Origin of the sequence: Cohnella nanjingensis (genome assembly GCF_014212125.1) — a bacterium.
In the GTDB taxonomy this organism is placed as follows: Bacteria; Bacillota; Bacilli; order Paenibacillales; family Paenibacillaceae; genus Cohnella; species Cohnella nanjingensis.
This window is the reverse complement of record NZ_JACJVP010000040.1, coordinates 65,494-87,191: the sequence shown is the minus strand read 5'-3', so window position 1 is coordinate 87,191 and position 21,698 is coordinate 65,494. Positions and strand designations below refer to the sequence as shown.

Annotated in this window: 16 protein-coding genes; 15 read left to right on the top strand and 1 reads right to left on the bottom strand. The window is 61.5% G+C overall.

The window, feature by feature from the left end; genetic code table 11:
- Positions 1-176 precede the first annotated feature (176 nt).
- The 8 genes from H7C19_RS23185 to H7C19_RS23150 all read left to right on the top strand — a co-directional run bounded on the left by H7C19_RS23185 (position 177) and on the right by H7C19_RS23150 (position 7,597).
- Positions 177-1,916 carry an ABC transporter substrate-binding protein gene (locus H7C19_RS23185; protein WP_185671451.1) on the top strand — a complete coding sequence of 580 codons (1,740 nt, stop codon included), beginning with the start codon at positions 177-179 and terminating at the stop codon, positions 1,914-1,916.
- Positions 1,917-1,980: 64 nt separating this feature from the next.
- Positions 1,981-2,937 (top strand): ABC transporter permease, encoded by a 957-nt coding sequence (locus H7C19_RS23180; protein ID WP_185671450.1) that lies wholly within the window; start codon positions 1,981-1,983, stop codon positions 2,935-2,937.
- A gap of 13 nt (positions 2,938-2,950) precedes the next feature.
- Positions 2,951-3,883 carry an oligopeptide ABC transporter permease gene (gene opp4C / locus H7C19_RS23175; RefSeq protein WP_185671449.1) on the top strand — a complete coding sequence of 311 codons (933 nt, stop codon included), beginning with the start codon at positions 2,951-2,953 and terminating at the stop codon, positions 3,881-3,883.
- Positions 3,884-3,893: 10 nt separating this feature from the next.
- Positions 3,894-4,892, top strand: coding sequence for an ABC transporter ATP-binding protein (locus tag H7C19_RS23170; protein WP_185671448.1), 999 nt, complete (start codon positions 3,894-3,896; stop codon positions 4,890-4,892).
- Positions 4,885-5,850: an ABC transporter ATP-binding protein gene (locus H7C19_RS23165; RefSeq protein WP_185671447.1), complete on the top strand. Its 966-nt coding sequence runs from the start codon at positions 4,885-4,887 to the stop codon at positions 5,848-5,850. The genes H7C19_RS23170 and H7C19_RS23165 overlap by 8 nt, the downstream gene beginning before the upstream one ends.
- A gap of 197 nt (positions 5,851-6,047) precedes the next feature.
- Complete coding sequence (locus H7C19_RS23160) at positions 6,048-6,518, top strand: hypothetical protein (RefSeq protein ID WP_185671446.1); 471 nt, start codon at positions 6,048-6,050, stop codon at positions 6,516-6,518.
- 318 nt (positions 6,519-6,836) lie between these two features.
- Positions 6,837-7,025 (top strand): hypothetical protein, encoded by a 189-nt coding sequence (locus H7C19_RS23155; protein WP_185671445.1) that lies wholly within the window; start codon positions 6,837-6,839, stop codon positions 7,023-7,025.
- Between the two features lie 14 nt (positions 7,026-7,039).
- Positions 7,040-7,597, top strand: a complete 558-nt coding sequence (locus tag H7C19_RS23150) for an ATPase (RefSeq protein WP_185671444.1) — start codon at positions 7,040-7,042, stop codon at positions 7,595-7,597.
- 367 nt (positions 7,598-7,964) lie between these two features.
- Here H7C19_RS23150 and hflX read toward each other — a convergent pair whose 3' ends face one another.
- A complete protein-coding gene (gene hflX, locus H7C19_RS23145; RefSeq protein ID WP_185671443.1) occupies positions 7,965-9,254 on the bottom strand; it encodes a GTPase HflX in 1,290 nt (429 codons plus the stop codon).
- Between the two features lie 157 nt (positions 9,255-9,411).
- Here hflX and H7C19_RS34420 point away from each other — a divergent pair, with 157 nt between their 5' ends.
- The 7 genes from H7C19_RS34420 to H7C19_RS23110 all read left to right on the top strand — a co-directional run bounded on the left by H7C19_RS34420 (position 9,412) and on the right by H7C19_RS23110 (position 21,624).
- Positions 9,412-9,549 (top strand): hypothetical protein, encoded by a 138-nt coding sequence (locus H7C19_RS34420; protein WP_221469424.1) that lies wholly within the window; start codon positions 9,412-9,414, stop codon positions 9,547-9,549.
- A 317-nt stretch (positions 9,550-9,866) separates the two neighbouring features.
- Entirely contained in the window at positions 9,867-11,312 is a 1,446-nt protein-coding gene (locus H7C19_RS23135; protein WP_185671441.1) for a glycosyl hydrolase, read from the top strand.
- A gap of 145 nt (positions 11,313-11,457) precedes the next feature.
- Positions 11,458-12,432, top strand: coding sequence for a glycoside hydrolase family 113 (locus H7C19_RS23130; RefSeq protein WP_446681760.1), 975 nt, complete (start codon positions 11,458-11,460; stop codon positions 12,430-12,432).
- Positions 12,433-13,178: 746 nt separating this feature from the next.
- Entirely contained in the window at positions 13,179-16,271 is a 3,093-nt protein-coding gene (locus H7C19_RS23125; protein ID WP_221469423.1) for a hybrid sensor histidine kinase/response regulator, read from the top strand.
- 58 nt (positions 16,272-16,329) lie between these two features.
- On the top strand, positions 16,330-17,448 hold the full coding sequence (locus H7C19_RS23120) for a response regulator (protein WP_185671439.1): 1,119 nt from the start codon (positions 16,330-16,332) through the stop codon (positions 17,446-17,448).
- A gap of 75 nt (positions 17,449-17,523) precedes the next feature.
- The gene (locus H7C19_RS23115) at positions 17,524-18,012 is read left to right on the top strand and encodes an SRPBCC family protein (protein ID WP_185671438.1); all 489 of its coding nucleotides are present in this window, start codon (positions 17,524-17,526) and stop codon (positions 18,010-18,012) included.
- Positions 18,013-18,273: 261 nt separating this feature from the next.
- Positions 18,274-21,624, top strand: a complete 3,351-nt coding sequence (locus tag H7C19_RS23110; protein WP_185671437.1) for an S-layer homology domain-containing protein — start codon at positions 18,274-18,276, stop codon at positions 21,622-21,624.
- Positions 21,625-21,698 lie beyond the last annotated feature (74 nt).

The window sequence follows — 21,698 nt, the reverse complement described above, 5'->3', positions numbered from 1 at the left end:
AGTTTCGGCGCCTGCCTGTTATAGCATTTCTCTATACAACGAATTTTTTTATAGTTCTCTCTTTACAGAACCAACCTTCCTTCCTATAATGAAATCAACCGACGCACGCCCATTAATCATACTTAATGCATCGGAAATATCGGAACAATAATCTACAGAGAAACAGGGAGGAAATCATGAAGAAAAGCATCTCGACAGTATCCGCAATTCTGATTGCCGGTTCTATGCTCCTAGCCGCTTGCGCGAAAAACGACAATGCGGCCGGCCCGTCTCAGGCGAGCGGAGGCGCATCGCCAAGCGCATCCGCCTCGTCCTCGGCGTCCGCCAGCCCCGCCGCCGGCGCGGAAGGACTTATTCTCGCTTCCGATCTCTCGAAGCTCCCGGGCACGGCGCAGCAGCGGACGGACACGATCATCGTCGGCCTAACGGATCCGAGCGGCGCCTTCACGCCGTATTTCCATCAGAGCGGCTACGACGGCAACGTCTCCTCGCAGCTCTTCACGCCGCTCGTGTCGACGGACGACAAAGGCTTGCCGATCCCCGCGCTGGCGGAGAGCTGGGACATCTCCCCGGACAATCTGACGTATACGTTCCATCTGCGCAAGGACTTGAAGTACAGCGACGGCAGCCCGGTCTCGGCCGACGATGTCGCGTTCACGTGGACGATTCTGTACGACAAAGCCTACGACGGCGACGCGCAGGTGAACACGCTCGGCGTTAAGGGCGGCGAGGCTTACAAGGAAGGCAAGGCGGACAGCATCGAGGGGATCAAGGTCATCGATCCGCTGACGGTGTCCGTCACGCTAGAGAAGCCGAACGCATCGGCGCTCATCGTGCTCGGCTCCGACGTGCTGTCCAAGGCTTATTACGGCAAGGAATATAAGCCGGGCCAACTCGACTACATCAAGAACCTCCACGCCAAGCCGGTGGGCACCGGCCCGTACAAGCTGGAGAAGTTCATCCCGGGCCAGGAAGTCCGCTTCGTCGCCAACGAGTATTATTACAAAGGCAAACCGAAAACGGAGCACTTCATCTACAAGACGTCCGAAGGCGACACCTGGCAGTTTATCGAGACGGGCGAGATCGACTTCGCTTCGTTCAGCGCCACGCAGGAGAACATCGACAAGCTCAAGAGCCTGGGCTTCGTGAACATTCTTCCTTATACGCCGAGCACCTATGGCTACCTGCAGGTGAATCTGGAGCATGAGGCGCTGAAGGACAAGAAGGTCCGCCAAGCGATCGCTTACGGTCTGGACCGCCAGAGCATCTACGTCGACGCCAACCAAGGCGCGGGCGCCGTCGCCAACATCCCGTCGTCCCCGATCTCCTGGGCGTACACGGAAGACGGCATCAATCCGTACAAGTTCGACGCGGACAAAGCGAACGCGCTGCTCGACGAAGCGGGCTGGACCAAGGGCTCGGACGGCATCCGGCAGAAGGACGGCAAGCCGCTGTCGATCCACTACCTGGGGTCGAAGAGCAAAAACACCGATATCTTCATCGCGGTGGCCAAAGAGAACATCGAGGCGCTCGGCATCAAGTTCGAGCCCGAAGTGTTCGCGGACTTCAATTCGCTGGTATCCAAGGTGGAAGGCGGCGATTACGATCTCGTCTCGTTCTCCACGCCGATGTTGACGGATCCGGCGGACGGTCTGCTGCAATTCGTCGACGGCGAGATCAAGGGCTACGACAACCCGAAGTTCAAAGAGCTGTACGACAAAGGTCTCGCAACGAGCGATATCGAGCAACGGAAGGCGATCTACAAGGAGACGTTCCAGCTGCTTAACGACGAGCTGCCGGTCATCTTCACGAACTACAAGAAGACCGTCTACGCCTACAACGGCCGCATCCAGAATCTGTCGGTCAGCCCGTTCAACGGCATCGCGCCGAGCCTGCCGGACTGGTCGCTGAAGTAACGCCATCAACCGTCCCCTGTCCGTCATCCGGCGGCCAGGGGACGGCATGTTAAAGGAGCCGATCATGGGTACGTTCATCACCAAACGATTGCTCTACACCATCCTCATCCTGCTCGCCGCTTCCTTGCTCATCTTCAGCCTCTACGCATGGACGCCGGGGGACTTCATCACGGGCAACATCAAGCTGACGCCGGAGCGCAAAGCCGAGCTCCGGGAGATCTACGGTCTCAACAAACCGCTGCTCGAACGGTACGGGATCTGGATGAAGCACGCGCTGCACGGCGACTTCGGCTACTCGATGGCGCAGCAGAAGCCGGTGTTCACGCTGTTCAACCAATATATCTGGAACTCCTTCCTGCTCGCGGCCGTCTCGACCTTCTTCACCTGGCTGATCGCCGTCATCATCGGGGTCGTCGCCGCATACCGGCAGTATTCCTGGTTCGACACGCTCGTCATGGTCGTCATCTTCGCGGCGATGTCCCTGCCGTCGTTCTTTATCGGCTTGTTCCTGATCAAGATCCTGGCCGTCGACTGGAAGTGGCTGCCGCCCGGCGGCATGCTGACGACCGGGAGCAACGCGACCGGCATGGCCTACGCGGAAGAAGTCGTCCGCCACATGGCGCTGCCCGTCATCGTCATGACGCTGCTCGGGATCGGGTCGCTGACCCGCTATATCCGCGGCAACATGATTGACGTCATGAAGCAGGACTACATTCGCACCGCGCGCGCCAAAGGGTTGAAGGAACGTCAGGTGCTCTTCACCCACGCGCTCCGCAACGCGCTGCTGCCGGCCATCACGCTCGTCGGCTTCGAGCTGCCCGCGCTGTTCGGCGGCTCTCTCATTATCGAGAAGATCTTCAACTGGCCGGGGATCGGACAGCTGTACATGCAATCGTTCGGACTCCGCGACTACCCGCTGCTGATGGGGTTCACCGTGTTGATCGCGATCCTCACGGTCATCGGGACGATGCTGTCCGATATTCTGTACCGCGTGGCGGATCCGCGCGTCAGATTGCAATAAGGAGGAGTGGACGATGTCAACGATTACCGGCGGCGTAGCGGAGAGCGAGGTCGCCCCGGCCAAGCGGCCGCTCGCCCGCTCGTCGCTATGGCGGCTGGCGGCGAGGAAGCTGCTGAAGAACAAGCTCGCGCTCGCAGGACTGTTCGTCGTGGTCTTCATGTTCGCGCTGTGCTTCATCGGACCGCTGTTCTCGCCCTATACGGACAACAAGATCCATATGGCGCTCATGAACAAAGCGCCGAACCTGAAGCACTGGCTCGGGACGGACGCGCTCGGGCGCGACGTGCTCACCCGGGTCATGCAGGCCGGCCGGATCTCCCTGACGGTCGGACTCGCCTCCATGGTGTTGTCCGTCTTCCTCGGCTCGCTGCTCGGCGCGATCGCGGGCTACTATCGCGGTATCGCGGACCAGGTGATCATGCGGATCGCAGACCTGCTCATGACGATCCCGAGCTTGCCGCTGCTGTTCATCCTCGGCGCGCTCCTGTCCGAATGGAAGGTGCCCACGGATTACCGGATGTACATCGTCATGCTGATGCTGAGCTTCGTGAGCTGGCCGGGCCTGGCCCGGATGGTGAGAGGAGAGGTGCTGAGCCTCCGGGAGCGGGAGTTCATGCAGGCGGCGACCGTGCTGGGGCTGCGGGACCGGCGCAAGCTGTTCAAGCATCTCCTGCCGAACCTGGTGCCGCTCCTGATCGTCATCGCTTCCCTGAACGTAGGCGGCGCGATCCTGAGCGAGTCGGTCCTGAGCTTCTTCGGGCTGGGCGTCATGCCGCCGACGCCGACTTGGGGCAATATGATCGATTCGGCGAACAACTTGATCGACTTCCAGCAGCGGCCGTGGCTGTGGATTCCGCCGGGATTCTCGATCTTCGCGACGGTGATCGCCATTAACATATTCGGGGACGGGCTCCGCGACGTGTTGGACCCGAAGCCCAAGAAGTGAGGGATGCAGCATGGCGACAGCAGACTTGTTAGAGATCGAAGGCTTAAGCACGTATTTCGATACGGAGGAAGGCACGGTCCGGGCCGTGGACGGGGTGAGCCTGCGCGTCCGGCCGGGGGAGACCGTCTGCATCGTCGGCGAATCCGGCTGCGGCAAGAGCATCACCGCGATGTCGATCATGGGCCTGGTCGGGACGAACGGCACGGCGGGGCGCATCGCGGGCGGGCGCATCCGGTATGAGGACCGGGATCTGCTGCGGCTGAACAAGCACGAGCTGCGGACGATCCGCGGCCACGAGATCGCGATGATCTTCCAGGAGCCGATGTCCTCGCTGAATCCGGTGCTGCCGATCGGCGAGCAGATCATGGAGCCGCTGATCGAGCACCTGAAGCTGAGCAAGAAGGCGGCGCGGGCGCGGGCGATCGAGCTGATCGCGCAGGTAGGCATCGCGAGGCCGGAGCAGATCGCGAAGGCGTATCCGCATGAGCTGAGCGGCGGGATGCTGCAGCGGATCATGATCGCGATCGCCATCTCGTGCGGTCCTAAGCTGCTCATCGCGGACGAGCCGACGACGGCGTTGGACGTCACGATTCAGGCGCAGATCCTGGATATGCTGCGGCAGTTCAAGGCCGAGTCCGACATGTCGATCCTGCTCATTACGCACGACCTGGGCGTCGTGGCGGAGATGGCCGACTACGTCGTGGTCATGTATGCCGGCAAGGTGGTCGAGGAGGGCGAGGTCGTGGAACTGTTCGAACGCCCGAAGCATCCGTACACCCAAGGGCTGCTGAAGTCCAAGCCGATCATGGGCCAGCGTCAGGACGAGCTGTATTCGATCCCCGGTCAGGTGCCGAATCCGCTCGAGCTGAAGCCCTCCTGCTACTTCTACGAACGGTGCGAGCACGCGATGGATGTGTGCCGCCGCGCGGAACCGACGCTGAAGGGCGTCGGAGAGCAAGGCAGCGTCGCCTGCTGGCTGTACGAGGAGGAGGCGATCGTCCATGGCTGAAGCGCTGCTTGAAGTGAATCGACTGAAGAAATACTTCCCGATCAAGGCGGGGCTGTTGAACCGTACCGTCGGCCAAGTCAAAGCGGTCGACGACGTCAGCATCGCGATCCGTCCCGGCGAGACGTTCGGTCTCGTCGGGGAGTCCGGCAGCGGGAAGAGCACGGCCGGGCGCACGGCGATCCGGCTGACGGAGAAGACCGGCGGCGAAGTGAAGTTCAAGGGCGTCGATCTCCACACGCTGGGAGCGGAGGAGCTGCGCAAGCTTCGGCCGAAGATGCAGCTGATCTTCCAGGACCCGTACAGCTCCCTGAATCCGCGCGTGCGCATCGGCGACGCCATCGGCGAAGCGCTGCTGGATCATGGCTTGGCCCCGAAGGACGAGGTGCGGGACCGCGTGCTGGACGTACTGGCCTCGTGCGGCCTGTCGGCCTACCATATCGACCGCTTCCCCCACGAATTCTCGGGCGGACAGCGGCAGCGGATCGGCATCGCCCGGGCGCTCGTCCTGAATCCGGAGCTGATCATCGCAGACGAACCGGTCTCCGCGCTGGACGTGTCCATTCAGGCGCAGATCATCAACCTGTTCCGCAAGCTTCAGGAGACGCGGGGATTGACATACCTGTTCATCTCGCACGACCTGAGCGTCGTCGAGCATCTGTGCTCGCACATCGGCGTCATGTACCTGGGCTCGCTGGTGGAGACGGGATCGCGCGACGCGCTGTTCCGCGAGCCGCTGCACCCGTATACGAAGGCGCTGCTCTCGGCCGTGCCGATCCCGATCCCGAAGCTGAAGCGGGAGCGGATCGTGCTGAGCGGGGACATCCCGAACCCGGCCAACCCGCCATCCGGCTGCAAGTTCCATACGCGATGCCCGTTCGCGGTGGCGAGATGCAAGGAAGAGGTGCCCGCGTTCCGGAACGTGGGCGGGGACCGGTTCGTGGCTTGCCACTTGGTGTGAGTGGGAGTGGGAGTGGGAACGGGTATAGACCGGGCGGCGCCGCACGAGCGGGCGAAGACGGTTCGGGCATTGGGGCCGAAGGTTGGCATGAAACCATGGGCAGGGAGACAATGGCGGCATCGACTTGCAGAGCATCGCTCGTCGACAATGACTAGTACACAACGGCAAGAAGACAAGAACGACATGGAGACTCGCCTATGACGAACACGTTGGTTCCGCAGCCTTACGGGCTGCGATTGGAAATGATGCTGGCCCGTGGACTGTCGCCAGCGGAAGCGCTGGCGCTCATCCGCCGGGGAGACGCCGCCGCGCTCGGGGAGCGCGTGAATCCGGAGCTGAACTGGGAAGGGTTCGTCGTCTACGCGCAGGCGAACGACGACCGGATCGCGGCGGCCCTGCAGGATGGCTATGCGTTCCCGTTCCTCACGATCGGCGGCATGAAGAATCTGCTGTCCATTAAGTTCGGCCTCGCGGAAGAGCGGGATTACCGCTACGCGGAAGGACGGATCGAGGGGCTGCGATTAACGGCGGATGACTTGGCGGCGTTCAGACGGATGGTGCCGTCGTATTGGCAGTTCGCCTTGACGGAGGCGGAGAGCGGCGGCGGGCCCGATCGCACGGGCACGGCCGAGATCGCGATCGAGATGGATCAACGGGGCGGACGATGAACCAATTACGGAAGCAAAGAGAACCTCCATTTCCCATGAGCCGGGAATTGGAGGTTCTTGTCCTTAATAAGGGAAGATATAAAGGTAACTAGAGTAGATCGAGCAAGCCAGGGAACGGGCCCGGGCTTTTTTATTTTGGGCGCCCTTGGAGGTAGAGGGGACGTATCGACTCTCCCCTTGACTAGAAAGTTATATTCGGTAAGGCAGGGGAGAATGGAACAATGATCTGGATAATCAGGCGATTGCTTTGTAATTAAGCAAAGCGATGGTGTGATATAATGGGAACAGAGCATACTAACCGAGTGGTGGTGATCCGGCATGAAGACAGTTGAGGAATTGAACGAAATCTTCAAGGAAATTGAGCAATCCGTCCAGGACAAAGCCAAAAAAGCCGGCGCTCCTATTTTCTATATTGAAAATGGCAAGAGAATTCGGCAAGAGCCAACCGGTGAGCGGTTCGTTCTGGTCATTGATTCAGATGGAACCCCGGCCCAATATAAACTGTAGAGAAGGTGGCCAGCATGCCTGAAATGACTGTCTTTGCTGGCTGCAATGGCGCCGGTAAGTCGACACTAATTGATCATTATGGAGAAACATTCGATAATCTCATCAACCCTGATTTGTACGCAAGACAGATCAACCCAGAAGACCCACGTAAAGCGGATCTTACGGCCGGCAAACTTGCGTTGAAAGCCATTCGCGAATGCTTGAAGGACGGGGGGAGTCTTGCCGTTGAAACTACCCTGTCCAGTGACTTCTATTTGAAACGAATGGAAGAGGCTCGGGCGAAAGGCTATAGGATTGTTTTCTGCTTCATTGGGCTTCAAGACGTACAGATGCACATCGACAGGGTGCGAACGCGTGTCATTGAAGGTGGGCATTTCATAGCAACCTCAGATATCATTCGCCGCTATGATGCCTCGCTATCCAATCTCAAAAAGGCACTTTCCCTTTCAGATTATGCTGTTGTATTGGATAACACCGATCGGAGTCTACGCTCTCTTCTCGTGAGCGAAAATGGCGTCATTACTTCTCAAACCGAGCACTGGCCGGCATGGCTAGTCAATGCACTCCAATAGAAAACCAAAACCATTCTCTCTTCGGCTTGCCGAGTATGGAATGGTTTTCTATTGTCATCATTCAAATTTGTACGAATTGAGGGACCTAACCATGTTTTCAGCTATAATCAGAAACCAAAATTAGCGCGGAGAATGATGGCTTGTTTCCTGGATCGGAGGGATTGTCGCCATCGGCGCCTCGTTGCTGACTTTTATCAGTTACCGTTTTTCCAGGAAAGCGGCCGGCAGAAATTCGGCCAACTGAAAAGGGGAGAATGAGAAAACCGCTATCGAGGTTTGTCTATAGGGCGAAAAAAAACCCTTCAAGTCAGCTGCAGCCGTTAACTTGAAGGGGACATTTCGTTCATGATTGGAACCGATCAGCCGGTTACGCTTCCCCTTGCTCGACGAACAGCTCCCGATGCTTCTCATAGTCCGCGAGCTTGCAGGTCAACTTGAGACGCGTCCCCCCCGGCTCGTACTCAGTCTCCTGCACGTGGGCGTGCTCGTTGAAGTAGGCGACCAGACGGCCTTGATCGTACGGGATGATCACTTCGCCCTCCACGTAGTCGCCGAAGACATGGTCCCGGATCGACTGCACCAGCTCTTCGATGCCCTCGCGCCGGCCGGCGGAGAGGTAGACGACGTCCCCTTCGGTCCGGGGATAGCGTTGGTCCGTCAGGTCCGACTTGTTGTACGCGTAGACGACCGGAATCTCGTTCGCGCCCAGATCCTTCAACGTCTCTTGGGTGACCGCGATGTGCTGCTCGTATTCCGGATTGGCGCAGTCCACGACGTGAACGAGCAGATCGGCTTCCGACACTTCCTCCAGCGTGGAGCGGAACGCCTTGACCAGATGGTGGGGCAGCTGGCTGACGAAGCCGACCGTGTCCGCGAGCAGGAAGGTCTTGCGATCGGGCAGCGCGACGCTCCGGACCGACGTCTCGAGCGTCGCGAACAGCATATCCTTGGCCAGCACCTGCTTGTTCGAGCCGGGGTGGTAGGTCTCCATCACGGCGTTCATGAGGCTGGACTTGCCCGCGTTCGTGTAGCCGACGAGGCAGACGACGGGAACTTCGTTCTTCTGCCGCTGCTTGCGCTGAACTTGGCGCCGCGCGACCAGCTTCTCCAGATCGTGCTGCAGATGCGCGATCCGCTCCTCGATGCGCCGGCGGTCGAGCTCCAGCTTGGTCTCGCCCGCGCCGCGGTTCTTCAGGCCGGCGCCGCCGCCTTGCCGTCCGAGCGACTCCCGCAGGCCGACCAGCCGCGGCAGCATGTACTGCAGCTTCGCGACCTCGACCTGGAGCTGCGCTTCCTTCGTCTGCGCGCGCTCGGCGAAGATGTCGAGGATCAGGATCGTCCGATCGATGACCCGGCGTTCAAGCGCCTTCTCGAGGTTGCGGATCTGCGACGGCGAGAGCTCGTCGTTGAAGATGATCGTCGAGGCGTCCAGTCCTTCGGCCAGCGCCTTCAACTCCTCCAGCTTGCCCGCGCCGATGTAGTGGGCGGGGTTCACGCGCTCCGCCTTCTGGCTCAGCTCGCCGACCGCTTCGATCGCGCAGGCGTCCGCCAGGTTTCTCAATTCTTCCAGCGCGTATTCGAAGCCGGGCTGCTGCTGCAGGTGGACCCCGACGATGATCGCTCTTGCCGATTCATTCTGATTCTGTTGTTCTGCCAAATCCCATCATCCTCTCTTTATCGACGGTCATACAGAAACGGTTAGGCGTTAAACTTATAAATTCTGCATGACATACAAAAAACACAGGCGTCTTCCGCCTGCGTTCAAGGTCTTCAGATCAAGGACGACGAATCGCACAGCCGGCGATCCGTTCGCGATGGCGTTCATACTCAAGGTGGCGTGGGCCGGGCGGATCGCGATCCGCTCGCGCATTCTGCCGTTCTCGTCGAGGGTTACCTTCAACGATAAGACGCATCGCCTCTCCCGCCGGGGAGACGAAGCCGCTTATGCTTGAGTGTGGACAGACCTAATCTGAGTTCCCTGCACGCAGGCAGAGCTTCGGCGCTAATCATTGGGCGCGCAAAGTGCGAACTCGGATGTAGTCTATCACACGTAACCCTCCGTTCCTAAAAGTAAGACGATTCTAACATACGATATGGCGAATGACAAACAAATTTCGTGGCGCAACCCTTCGGATGCGACGTCCGCCTGAAGTTTCATGGCTCCTGCATAGGGCGCCGATCCCGCAAAAGGTGCAATCCGTCATGTGTTTACCCGGCGAGATCCGTGTTATTTTCGAGAGGTGACAGTCCAAAGGAGGCAAACAGCCGGATGAGACGACCCAACGGAATCCTCATACTCGCTTCGGTATTGATCCTCGCCGCGATCGGCGGCGCGCTCGCGTACCGAACCTACGCAGGGGACAAGACGGTACGTCCGACCTTCTACGAAGCGGAGGCCGCGGAGATGAGCGGCACGGAGCCGGCATCCTCGGGATCGGGTTACTCCGGTACCGGGTACGTGACGGGCTTCGATCAGGACGGGGATTCGCTGACCTTCCGCGTCTCTGCGCCGAAGGCGGGGCTCTATCAGATCGCGCTAGGCTACCGGGCGCCCAATGGCGACAAGACGCTCTCGCTCCAGTTGAACGAACAGCCAGCCGGGGATATCCCGCTGAAGGCATCCAACGCATTCGGCGAAGCGCCCGCAGGCAAGGTCTTGCTGCTGAAAGGCGAGAATCGATTAACCATCTTAAAAAACTGGGGCTGGTACGACATCGACTATCTGAAGGTGCAACCCGCGGCGAAGGCCAAGGCGCGCAAGCTGAACCGGGCGCTCGTCAACCCGAACGCATCCGCGGAAGCGACGGCGCTGTACCGGTATCTCCGCGAGCAGGACGGGGACCGCATCCTGTCGGGGCAGCAGGGGTACGACAACGTGTCTTGGATCCTTGATAAGACGGGCAAGAAACCGGCCGTCGTCGGCTTCGACCTGATCGACTATTCGCCGACGCGCGTCGCGCATGGCGCGAAGTCGAGCGAGATCGAGAACGCGATCGCCTGGCATGAACAGGGCGGCATCGTGACGTTCGCCTGGCACTGGAACGCGCCCAAAGATCTGATCGACGAATCCGGCAAGGAGTGGTGGAGAGGCTTCTACGCGGATGCGACGACCTTCGATGTCGCCTATGCGATGGACCATCCGGACTCCGAAGATTACAAGCTGCTGCTGAGCGATATCGACGCGATCGCCGCACAGCTGCAGAAGCTGCAGGAAGCCAAGGTGCCGGTCTTGTTCCGGCCGCTGCACGAGGCGGAGGGCGGCTGGTTCTGGTGGGGCGCCAAGGGACCCGAGCCGGCGAAGAAGCTGTACCGCCTCGTCTACGACCGGTTGACGAACGCGCATCATCTGAACAATCTGATCTGGATCTGGAACTCGATCGATCCCGATTGGTATCCGGGAGACGACGCCGTCGACATCGTGAGCTGCGACTCGTATCCGCCCGACGGGGATTACGGTCCGGTGATCGCATCTTACGATCGTCTGAACGCGTTGGGCGGCGGCAGGAAGCTGGTCGCCCTGACCGAGAACGGACCGATCCCCGATCCAGATCTCCTGGACGCGTACGGCGCGGGATGGAGTTGGTTCTGTACCTGGGAAGGCGACTTCCTGACCGACGGGAAGAAGAACAGCCTGGAGCACCTTGTGGAGGTCTACAACCACAAGCGGGTCGTGACGCTGGGCGAGCTGCCGGATTGGAAAACGTACGGGAGGTAATCGTAGGCATTTCTCCTGGAGGCGAAAGGGGCTCACTAAAGCAAATCACTAGGGTGCGGATGGGGTGGAACTCGTTCCATACGTTCGGGCGCGGAACATTCCTGCCAATCGGAAGGGGAAGACCAGAAGGAACGGGGGATTGCTTGTGAGCGCGACGGCGTTTATCAAAGGGATGACATACGGCTGGAACAGCAGCAGGGGCGCTTATCGCCAGCCCTACGCGCTGGATTCCCTGCGCAAATTAAAGGAAACCGGCAGCGAGTGGATCGCCTTGTCGTTCTATACGCTTCAAGCGAATACCCATTCGACGGAGATTCCGTTCGATTATGGGCATACGATGACCGATCGGGACATCGAACACGCGATTAAGCAGGCCAAGGCGTTAGGGCTCAAAGTTTGCCTGAAGCCCGTCGTCAACTCCAAAGATGGTATCTGGCGGGCGCACATCGGTTTCCCGGAGGAAGACGGGGCGAAGCCGTACTGGGATGCCTGGTTCGAATCGTACGGCAACTTCCTGTGGCATTACGCAGAAATCGCAGAGGAGCTCGGCTGCGAGATGTTCTGTATCGGCTGCGAGATGGTCAAGACCGAGCCGAAGACCGCGCACTGGGAGGCGCTGATCGCCCGGATCCGAACGGTCTACAGCGGACCGCTCGTCTACAACGCCAATCACGGCTCGGAAGAAGGCGTCGCGTGGTTCGATCTCGTTGACCTGATCGGGACGAGCGCGTACTATCCGGTAGCGAAGGCGCCGGGCGAGAGCGAGGACGCCATGTTCGCGAATTGGCTGCCGGTGCGGGACAAGTTGCGCCGGATGCACGAACGGTTCGGCAAGCCGATCGTCTTCATGGAGATCGGGTGCCGCAGCGCGCTGGGATGCGCGACGATGCCGTGGGACTTCACGCACGCGGAGCTGCCGGCCAGCGAGGCGGAGCAGGCGAACTTCTACGGCTCGGTGCTGCGGGCGTTCTGGGACGAGCCGTGGTTCTCCGGCTTCTTCTGGTGGGATTGGAGCGTCAAGCTCTACCCGACCGAGCAAGCCGCGGCCGACACCGGCTTCGACATCCACGGCAAACAGGCGGAACGCGTGCTGCGGGAATGGTATGCCAAGGCGAGATAGAAAGTGATGAAAAAGCCGCATCGATCAGCAGAATGCATCTGCCGGCCGGTGCGGCTTTTGCGTGGGGGCAGCGAGCGATAGCCGAAACGGGTTATCTCCGCCTCCGGAGGCCCGAAACCGCGGGCGATAACCGCCGAAACGGGTTATCTCCGCCTCCGGAGGCCCGAAACCGCAGGCGATAACCGCCAAAACGGGTTATCTCCGCCCCGGAGGCCCGAAACCGCGGGCGATAACCGTCGAAACGGGTTATCTCCGCCTCCGGAGACCCGGATCCGTGTGCGATAACCGTTGAAACGGGTTATCTCCGCCTCCGGAGGCCCGAAACCGCGGGTGATAACCGTCGAAACGGGTTATCTCCGCCTCCGGAGGCCTGAATTCACTGGCGATAACCGCCGAAACGGGTTATCTCCGCCTCCGGAGGCCCGGATCCGTGTGCGATAACCGCCGAAACGGGTNNCGCCGAAACGGGTTATCTCCGACGCCAATCCGCTCTCCCCATCCGCAATCCGGCTGCCCATTCCCGCCTCCGGCACGTCCAAGATGCGAGAGATCTGCCCCGCTGGATAATTCGACAATTTCCGATAGGCGAGCCGCCTCCTTTTTGTCATAATAGCGTTTGAGAGTGTTTTGAGAGCGGCGCAAGATATGCTGTCGGAACGGGACAAACGGGGACGAGAGGCGAGGCGCGAAGGATGGCGGACGGTTCGGCAAGAGACGGAATGAAGGGCCTATGGAAAAGGTGGCCCTTGGCGTATCGGGCGCTTGGATTGATGTTGATCCCGATTCTATCGTTCGTCCTGCTCGCGGCGATCAACGACTACACGGTGCCGGACAAGTCGGCGCCGGAGGCGCGGCAGGGTGCCGTTGATCTGAGCCAGTGGAAGTTCGGAACGAAGCGGACGGTCTTGCTGAACGGGGAGTGGAGCTTCTATCCGCTGAAGCTGTATTCCCCGGAGGACTTCAGGACCGGCCGGGTGCCTCCTCCGTCCGCTCCGTACGCGACCATCCCGAACGCGTGGTACGGCGGCAGCCCCGTCGACGAAGCGAGCCGGACCGCATACGGCACGTACCGGTTAACCGTGAAGGTGAAGGACGAGGAGCTCGGCTACGGCATCCGGCTGCCGAACGTGAACGGAGCCCACCGCCTCTACGTGAACGGACATCTCGTCGGCGGAGAGGGCCGCGTGTCCGACAACGAACGAGACTATGTGAAGGAAAACAAGCCGTACATGACGTTCGCCCGGGCGGAAGGCGGCCGGCTGGACATCGTGCTGCAATCGGCGAACTTCGCGAATCCGATCGGCGGGGGCTTCGAGGACGTCCAACTCGGGCTCCAATCGGACATGCTGCTGATCGACAGAATTCAATTCTCGGCCGAATTTTGCGGCCTGTTCATCCTGCTGTTGTTCGCGGGGTACCACATGACGATCTACGTGCTGCGGTTGAAGGACAGGGCATACCTGTACAGCTCGCTCTATTTTCTAACGATGCTGGTGCTGATGGTGACGGGCGGCGAGAAGCTGACGCTGCAGTTGCTGCCGGGACTGCCCTATTGGGCGTCAAGCAAGCTGTACGACCTCGGCGGATTCTCCAACATCGTGCTGCTGGGCATCTTCCTTCATCAACTGGACGCCAAGCTGTTGAATCGCAAGCATCTGCTCGTGCTGCTGGCGCCGATCTACGTCTATCTGGCGGCCGTCGTCGTCGTGCCGTACCCGGACTACCGCCTCGGCAACCTGCCATGGGATTACGCCTCGCTGGTAGCCGCATTCTATTTGTACCGCGCGATCCGGTTGTTCGCGAAGCGAGACGGGCGGCTCGGAAGGCAAGAGACCGTCCTGCTCATCGGGGTGCTCGTCTCCGTCGCGCTGATCCTGCTGTTCGGGGTCCTCTATTCGCTTAGCCTCGTGCAGACGGACATCGGACGGCAGATCTCGTTCCTCGCCGTGTTGGCGTTCATGAACGCGCTGCTCGCGCTGCGGCTGGCGAATGCGATGAATCGGACCGAGCAGCTGACGGATCAGCTGATCCTGCGGGACAAGCTGAAGGACGAGTTCCTCGCGAATACGTCGCATGAGCTCAAGACGCCGCTGCACGGCATTCAGAACATCGCCGCGTTTCTGCTGGACGAGAAGGCGGGCCAGCTTACCGACCGGCAGCGGAGCGAACTGTCGCTCATCCAGGATACGTCGACGAAGCTGTCGGCGCTCGTGAACGATCTGGTGGACGTCGTCCAACTGAAGCACGGGGACCTGCGTTTGCAGGCGGCCGCGCTCGACCTGCGCGTCGCCGCGCAGACGGCGTTCCAGGTGCTGGAGTTCGAGCTGGCCGGCAAGGACGTGCGGTGGGAGAACCGGATCGCGCCGGGCGCGTGCGTCCTGGCCGACGAGAACCGGCTGCGGCAGGTGCTGTACAATCTCATTCACAACGCGATCAAGCATACGAAGCGGGGTTGGATCACGGTCGGCGCGGAGACGGAGGGCGGGCTCACGACCGTCTGGGTGGAGGATACCGGGATCGGAATTCCCCCGGAAAGCCACGAGGAAGTATTCGGCTATTTCGAGCAGGTCGAACGGGAAGCGGCGCAAGACGGGTATACCGGCATGGGGCTCGGCCTCTATATCAGCCGCAAGCTGGTGGAGCGGATGGACGGTCGGATTTGGGTGGATCGGTCCGAACCGGGACAGGGCACGAGGATCGCGTTCACGCTGCCGGCGACCGCGCCGGCTGACGGTCCGACCGCCGAGGCTTGGGTAGCAGCCGCCGCGGAGAGCGGGAACCGAGTCCAACCGGCCCGGCTGGAGATCGTAGGCGAAGACCGCGCGCACACGGTGCTCGTCGTCGACGACGAGGCCGCTAACGTCCGGATCCTGCTGAATTTGCTTGGCGACGAGTACAACGTGCTGTCGGCTTTCTCGGCGACGGAGGCGCTGCGCAAGCTGGAAGAGAACCCGCGGATCGACCTGCTGATCCTCGACGTCATGATGCCGGAGATGTCCGGCATCGACCTGTGCCGTACCGTGCGGGAGAACCGATCCGTGCTGGACTTGCCGGTCCTCTTCGCGACCGTGAAGGACTCGCTTCACGATATCGAGCTTTGCTTCCGGGCGGGCGGGAACGACTTCATCGCCAAGCCGTTCGATCCGAAGACGCTCGCCGCGAGAGTGCGGACGCTGCTCGCGATGAAGTCGTCGATGGATCAAGCGATCGCGAGCGAGATGGCGTTTCTGCAGGCGCAGATCAAGCCGCATTTCCTGTACAACGCCATCAGCAGCATCGTCTCGTTCTGCTATACCGACGGGGAAAAGGCCGCTTATCTGCTGTCCGTGCTGAGCCGCTATTTGCGGATGGTGTTCGACCGGGACGGCCGTGCGCAGCAGGTGCCGCTGAAGCAGGAGCTCGAGCTGATCCGGGCCTACGTGGAGATCGAGAAAGCGCGGTTCGGCGACCGGCTGGTCTACCGGCTGCAGATCGATCCGGATCTCGAGACGTACTATGTTCCGTTCCTGACGATTCAGCCGTTCGTCGAGAACGCCATTCGGCACGGTCTGTTCGAGAAAGACGGCGTCGGCACCGTCACGTTGTCCGTGTGGGACGGGGACGGGTACCTCCGGTTCGAGATCGCCGACGACGGCGTCGGCATGCCGGACGACGTGCTGTACCGGGTTCGCTCCGGGGATCGGCCGGAACGGGCGGGCATCGGGATGACGAACGTCCGCAAGCGGCTCGCGACGCTGCCGGGCGCGAGCATCGCGATCGATTCGGCGCTGGAGCAGGGAACGAAGATTACCGTCTATTTGCCGAAGATCGAAGGGTCGTCACTGCCGGGAGTGGGGTAAACCGGTGAATCGGCGAATCGGCAAATAGGGCGAACGGTTTAAGCGAAGGAGGTGCCGCATGCTGCGCGTCATGATCGTGGAAGACGAGAAACCGACGTTGGATCTCATGGAAAGGCTCATCGGCCGGCATCCGTTGCTGGAGGTGGCGGGTACGTTTACGAGTCCGCTAGAAGCGCTGGCCCGATATGGGGAACTGAAGCCGGAAGTCGCGTTCCTGGATGTCGAGATGCCCAAGATGGGGGGCATCGAATTGGCGGACAAGCTGAAGGAGGTCGACGAGGAGCTGCAGGTCGTATTTACGACGGCCTATCCGGGTTACGCTGTCGATGCGTTCCGGGTACACGCGGTCGACTATTTGTTGAAGCCGGTCGCGCCGGAGGATCTGGAGCGGGTCGTCCCCCGGCTCGTCCACAACCGCGAGATGCGCGCCGCCCTGCGGCCGTCCGCGGGAACCGGGGAACCTGCCGTTCGCTGCCTGGGCACTTTCGAGACGCGAGGGGCGGACGGGAGGCTCATGAATTGGCCTACCCGGAAGACGGAGGAGCTGTTCGCCTACTTCCTCGCCTATCCGAACCGGCTGACGGACAAGTGGCGGCTCGCGGACCTCTTGTGGCCGGACTTGGAGGAGGATCGCTCGCTCCACAATCTGCACAACACGATCTACCGGCTCAAAAAAGCGCTAAAAGAAGCGGGGATCTCGGTATCGCTGACCCATACGAACGAAGGGTATGTATTCGAGGCGTCTCCTGCGCTATCGGATTGGGGGCAGCTTCGGGCATTGATGGCGTCCGCGTCGCGGGTCGACGGGAGGAACGCGCCGGAGGCCGATCGGCGGTTCCGCGCCTACCGCGGCGCCTTGTTCGGGGGTAGGGATTACCCGTGGAGCGCGAGCGCGGCATCCGAAGCCGCCTCGCAGTATGCTTCGCTCGTCCGAATGTTGACGGACTGGTACCGGGAACGCGGAGATTCGGCGTCCGCGAAGGAGACGCTGCGTCTCTATCTCGGCCAGGCGCCGCTGGATGAAGAGATGAACGCGGAACTGCTGCGGCTGTTCGCGGAAGCCGGAGAGACGGGAGCGTATCTTCGCCATTTCGAAGGCTACGAGCGCCTGCTGGCGGACGAACTCGGCATCGAGCCTCCGGCGGAACTGCGGAGATGGGCGCAGCAGTTGAGATGACGGAGGGCGGGGGCGGTCCCCGGACGGGAATAGGGTTCATAGTCGTCTTTATACACATTCGAACGGGGTGCGGGGATGAAAGCGAACGAATATTTCATGCCGACGGAATGGCGCGTCAAAGGAAATATCCAGGAAGTCTACGACGTATGCTCGAACTTCCTGGACTATCAGCGGTGGTGGCCCGAAGTGTATCTGAACATCCGGGCGGAAGGCGTTGACGAGGAGACGGGCAACGAGAGGTATGCGCTCCTCTCACGGGGGAAGCTTCCCTACAAGCTGAGATGGTTCTCCAGCAAGACGCACGAAGACGCTCCTCGCACGCTATCGCTTAAAGCGTCGGGCGACCTGGCCGGTCGGGGGACGTGGAGATTCGAGCAGGACGGGGAGTATGTCAACGCCCGCTTCGACTGGTACGTGAACGCCGAGAAGCCGCTGCTCAAGCGGCTGTCGTGGTTCATGAAGCCGATCTTCCGCTCGAATCACGATTGGGCGATGCGCAAAGGCTTGGAGAGTCTCAACCGGGAGCTGGAACGGAGACGGACGGCCCGGGGCGGCATGATCTGAAAGGCAAGGGGGAGGCTCTGTTAGAGGGCCTCTTTTTTTATGGATTAGATAGATTAACGCCTGGCGCAGGGAGGGCGAAGAGCAGTAAAATTTACCGCACAATCGGACGGGCCGGGGCAGGTCACCCCGTCTCGACGTATCGTCCTCTTCCGCGAAGACGCCAGGAAGGGAATAGAGTGCCGCGGTTTTGAGAGCGTTTTGAGAGCGGCGCATGTTACGCTTCGACACGGTTGGCGATTTTGTCGAAGGAGCGTTAGGAAAATGAAAAAGAAAGGCCAAACGGAAGGGCAAGGAGATCGGAAGGGCATTCGAGGAATGCGATGGCTGCGGGTCACGGCGGCATGGCTGCTCGCGGTGTCGCTCGCCGCGGTCGGCGTCCCGTCGGCGGCGAAGGCGGCGGTCGGCAGCGTCGGCATCGTTGGCGTTTCGCCGACCAACGGGAGCGTGCTCCAGGCGCTCGAGAGACTGGAGATCTCCGTGCTGAATCCGGACGGCGACTTGCTCGAGGATGCGACTTACCGCATTCAAAGGCTCGGTGACGGCCGGTATTTGACGGACGATCCGGCAAACCCGTGGACGGACGGATTTCCTGTCGACATGCCGCTGACGGACGGCGGGGGCGGCACGTACCATGAAGATCTGGCCGCGTGGCAGACGGAGGCGTTGCAGGAGGACGGGACGTACGAAATCTATTACCAGGTCAACTATTCGGACGGAACGGCTACGGTAGGGAGCACGAAGCCCGTCCGGTTTACGATCGACCGAACCGGGCCGAGCATTTCGGAGGCGACCGTAACGAGGGAAACTATGTTCCTAACGTGGACCGAACCGTTGAAGCACCCCGAAAATTTGACGGCTTCGGATATCGACGTGCGCGTCAACGGCGATTCCGTACCGCTCTCGTTCGCGGTACCGGTTCAAAACGAGCCGAATGCCCTCGTGCTGCTGCAGGATCCGATTGCCAAATTCGACGAAGTGACCGTGGCGTTCACGGCGGATTCGGCTCTGACCGACGAAGCTGGAAACGCGGTAAGTAAGGAAACGTTCTCCGTCGTCAACAGGACGCCGGGAACGTTCGAGGAGCCGCCGACGCTGCGGATGAAGCTGGAGGCGGGGCATTCGCTTCGAGCCGGCGAAGGGATCGTCCGTTTTACGCCTACGAGCGACGGCGGGACGTATTTGATATTTGACTGGCCGAGCGAATCGCTGAACCCGCCTACGTTTCAGAAGGCGAACATCCAGAAAAGCGACTTCGTCGTCCGGGAGGTGGGCGGAGAAACGGTGATCCACCCCGAGGCGGTTGCCGTGACAAGCGGCGTCGATCCGGACATTTATCGGATCGAGGCGGTGCTTCCGATCGGGACGAGTTTGTCCAAAGGGCATACCTATGAATTGGCTTTGTCGGACAGCGCGGGCGGCGACGAATTCACCATGCCCGACAACCCGACGATGGACGCCAACGCCTACTTGCAATTATGCGATCCGAACGGCGATTCGTACCTTTTAGACGAGTACGAGTTCGCGGAAGTGAGCTTGGTCGAGAAGGCGCCGGCCGATTTCGACGCGCTGCTCGAGGCGGTCCACTCCGCGCAGGAGAAGCATAACGCAGCAACGGAAGGCGCCGCGAACGGTCAATACGCGCCGGGCGCCAAAGCGGCGCTGCAGGCGGCGATTAATGCCGCGGCAGCCGTAACGGACAAGCCGTGGCTGGAGCAGGAGGAAGTCGATGCGGCGCAGGCCGTGCTGGAGAAGGCGGTTGCTGCCTTCGAGGCGAAGCGCGTCGACGTCAAACTGACGGCGCTGACGGAGGCGATCGCGACCGCGCAGGCGAAGCATGACGCCGCGACGGAAGGCGGCGCGAACGGGCAGTATGCGCCGGGCGCCAAGGCGGCGCTCCAGGAGGCGATTGACGCGGCCTCCGCGGTGCGCGGCAACGAGAAAGCGAGCCAGGCGCAAGTGAATGCAGCGCTGGATGCGCTGGAAGAAGCGGTCGCCACCTTCGAGGCGAAGCGCGTAGACATCGACTTGACGGCGCTGACGGTGGCGATCGCCGCCGCGCAGAAGGAGCACGACGCCGCGGTGGAGGGCGGCGCGAGCGGCCAATACGAAGCCGGGAGCAAGGCGGCGCTACGGATGGCGATCGCCGCGGCCGCCGGGGTCCGCGACGGCGCCGCTTCGACGCAGCCGCAGGTGGACGCGGCCGTCACGGCTCTGCATGATGCCGTACTCGCCTTCGAGGCGAAGAAAAACGGCGATGGAGAGACGCCTGGCGGAGGTGGAGGCGGAGACGATACGCCAGGCAGCGGCGGAGGTACCCCGGGCAGCGCTGGCGGCATCCAGTCCCAGGAAGAGACTTACGCGATCGACGTGCCGGTAGGCGAAGGGCAAGCGCGCACGCTGCAAGTCGTGCGAAAGACGGCCGCCGACGGGCGGGTACAGGATACCGTCGCGCTCTCGGAATCGTTCGCCGAGCAAGCCGCCGCGCTGCTGAAGCAGGCGGGATGGAGCCGGCTTGCGATCGTCATGCCCGAGAAGCATAAGACGGCCCAGCGGTTGTCGGTCGTCCTGCCTGCCGCGGCGGCGAACCGGCTCTCGGGCGCCGGTATCGCGCTCGAGTTCCGCACGGCCGAAGCGCGGCTGTCCGTACCGGCCGCCTCGCTCGGGGAGTCGGCGGAGGCGCTGACGTTCACGGTCGCGTCCGTCCGGGACGCGAACGAGCGGTCTAACCTCGAGCGGCGCGCGAACGGCACGCAGCTCGCCGGGACGGGGGCGGCCGCAGGCAAACGCGCGCTGGTCGGCGTTCCCGTCACGATCTCCGCTCCGCAGAAGCGTTCTTTCACGGTGGCGCTGCCCATGCCGGATTCGGCGGGAACGCCCGACGCGAGCCTCTATTTCGAGCACGGCGACGGTCAGGCGGAGCTCGTCAACGGCCGCGTACAGGAGCCGGAAGCGGGCGCGAGCGTTCGTTACCTCGGCCTTGACGCATCTGCGGGCGGCACCATCGCGATCGTGCGCAACGAAGCAGCGGCGGAGCCGGAACCGTCGGCCTTGCAACTGCTTAACGTTCCGTACTTGTCCGGCTACGCCGGCCGGCTGTTCAAGCCGCACGCGAGCCTGACCCGCGCCGAGATGGCGGCGATCGTCTCGCGGCTGGTCGACGGGACGACAGGCAGCGCCAAGGCGAGCTTCTCCGACGTTCCGGACGGCCACTGGGCCGGCGAGGCGATCCGCCGTACCGTCGCGCTGGGCATCCTGAACGGCGACACGGCCGGTGCGTTCCGGCCGGACCGGCCGATCACCCGCGCGGAGACGGCGGCGATCCTTTCGCGGCTGCTAACGTCTGCTAGCCCTAACGCGTCCGCCGAAGATTTCTCCGATACGGTCGGCCATTGGGCGCAGATGGACATTCGCAAAGTGAGAGCGGCTGGCCTGATGACCGGCTACCTGGACGGCACGTTCCATCCCGAACGGGCGCTCAGCCGGGCCGAGGCGGCCGTCGTCCTGAACAAGCTGATCGGCCGCGCGGCCGAGACCGGCGAGGAGCCGCGCTACGCGGATGTGCCGGCGACGCATTGGGCGTACGGGGCGATCCAGGCGGCGGCGATTCGATAATCAAACCAGGATTCTCGGGATTTAAAAAGAGCGGCTAAAAATCAAAAAATAACGGTGCAGGGATCTCGTCCCTG

Excerpts from the sequence above, each read along its gene's own strand:
- H7C19_RS23185 (WP_185671451.1), top strand. The coding sequence starts at position 177 with ATGAAGAAAAGCATCTCGACAGTATCCGCAATTCTGATTGCCGGTTCT.
- H7C19_RS23180 (WP_185671450.1), top strand. The coding sequence starts at position 1,981 with ATGGGTACGTTCATCACCAAACGATTGCTCTACACCATCCTCATCCTG.
- opp4C (WP_185671449.1), top strand. The coding sequence starts at position 2,951 with ATGTCAACGATTACCGGCGGCGTAGCGGAGAGCGAGGTCGCCCCGGCC.
- H7C19_RS23170 (WP_185671448.1), top strand. The coding sequence starts at position 3,894 with ATGGCGACAGCAGACTTGTTAGAGATCGAAGGCTTAAGCACGTATTTC.
- H7C19_RS23165 (WP_185671447.1), top strand. The coding sequence starts at position 4,885 with ATGGCTGAAGCGCTGCTTGAAGTGAATCGACTGAAGAAATACTTCCCG.
- H7C19_RS23160 (WP_185671446.1), top strand. The coding sequence starts at position 6,048 with ATGACGAACACGTTGGTTCCGCAGCCTTACGGGCTGCGATTGGAAATG.
- H7C19_RS23155 (WP_185671445.1), top strand. The coding sequence starts at position 6,837 with ATGAAGACAGTTGAGGAATTGAACGAAATCTTCAAGGAAATTGAGCAA.
- H7C19_RS23150 (WP_185671444.1), top strand. The coding sequence starts at position 7,040 with ATGCCTGAAATGACTGTCTTTGCTGGCTGCAATGGCGCCGGTAAGTCG.
- H7C19_RS34420 (WP_221469424.1), top strand. The coding sequence starts at position 9,412 with ATGGCGTTCATACTCAAGGTGGCGTGGGCCGGGCGGATCGCGATCCGC.
- H7C19_RS23135 (WP_185671441.1), top strand. The coding sequence starts at position 9,867 with ATGAGACGACCCAACGGAATCCTCATACTCGCTTCGGTATTGATCCTC.
- H7C19_RS23120 (WP_185671439.1), top strand. The coding sequence starts at position 16,330 with ATGCTGCGCGTCATGATCGTGGAAGACGAGAAACCGACGTTGGATCTC.
- H7C19_RS23115 (WP_185671438.1), top strand. The coding sequence starts at position 17,524 with ATGAAAGCGAACGAATATTTCATGCCGACGGAATGGCGCGTCAAAGGA.
- H7C19_RS23110 (WP_185671437.1), top strand. The coding sequence starts at position 18,274 with ATGAAAAAGAAAGGCCAAACGGAAGGGCAAGGAGATCGGAAGGGCATT.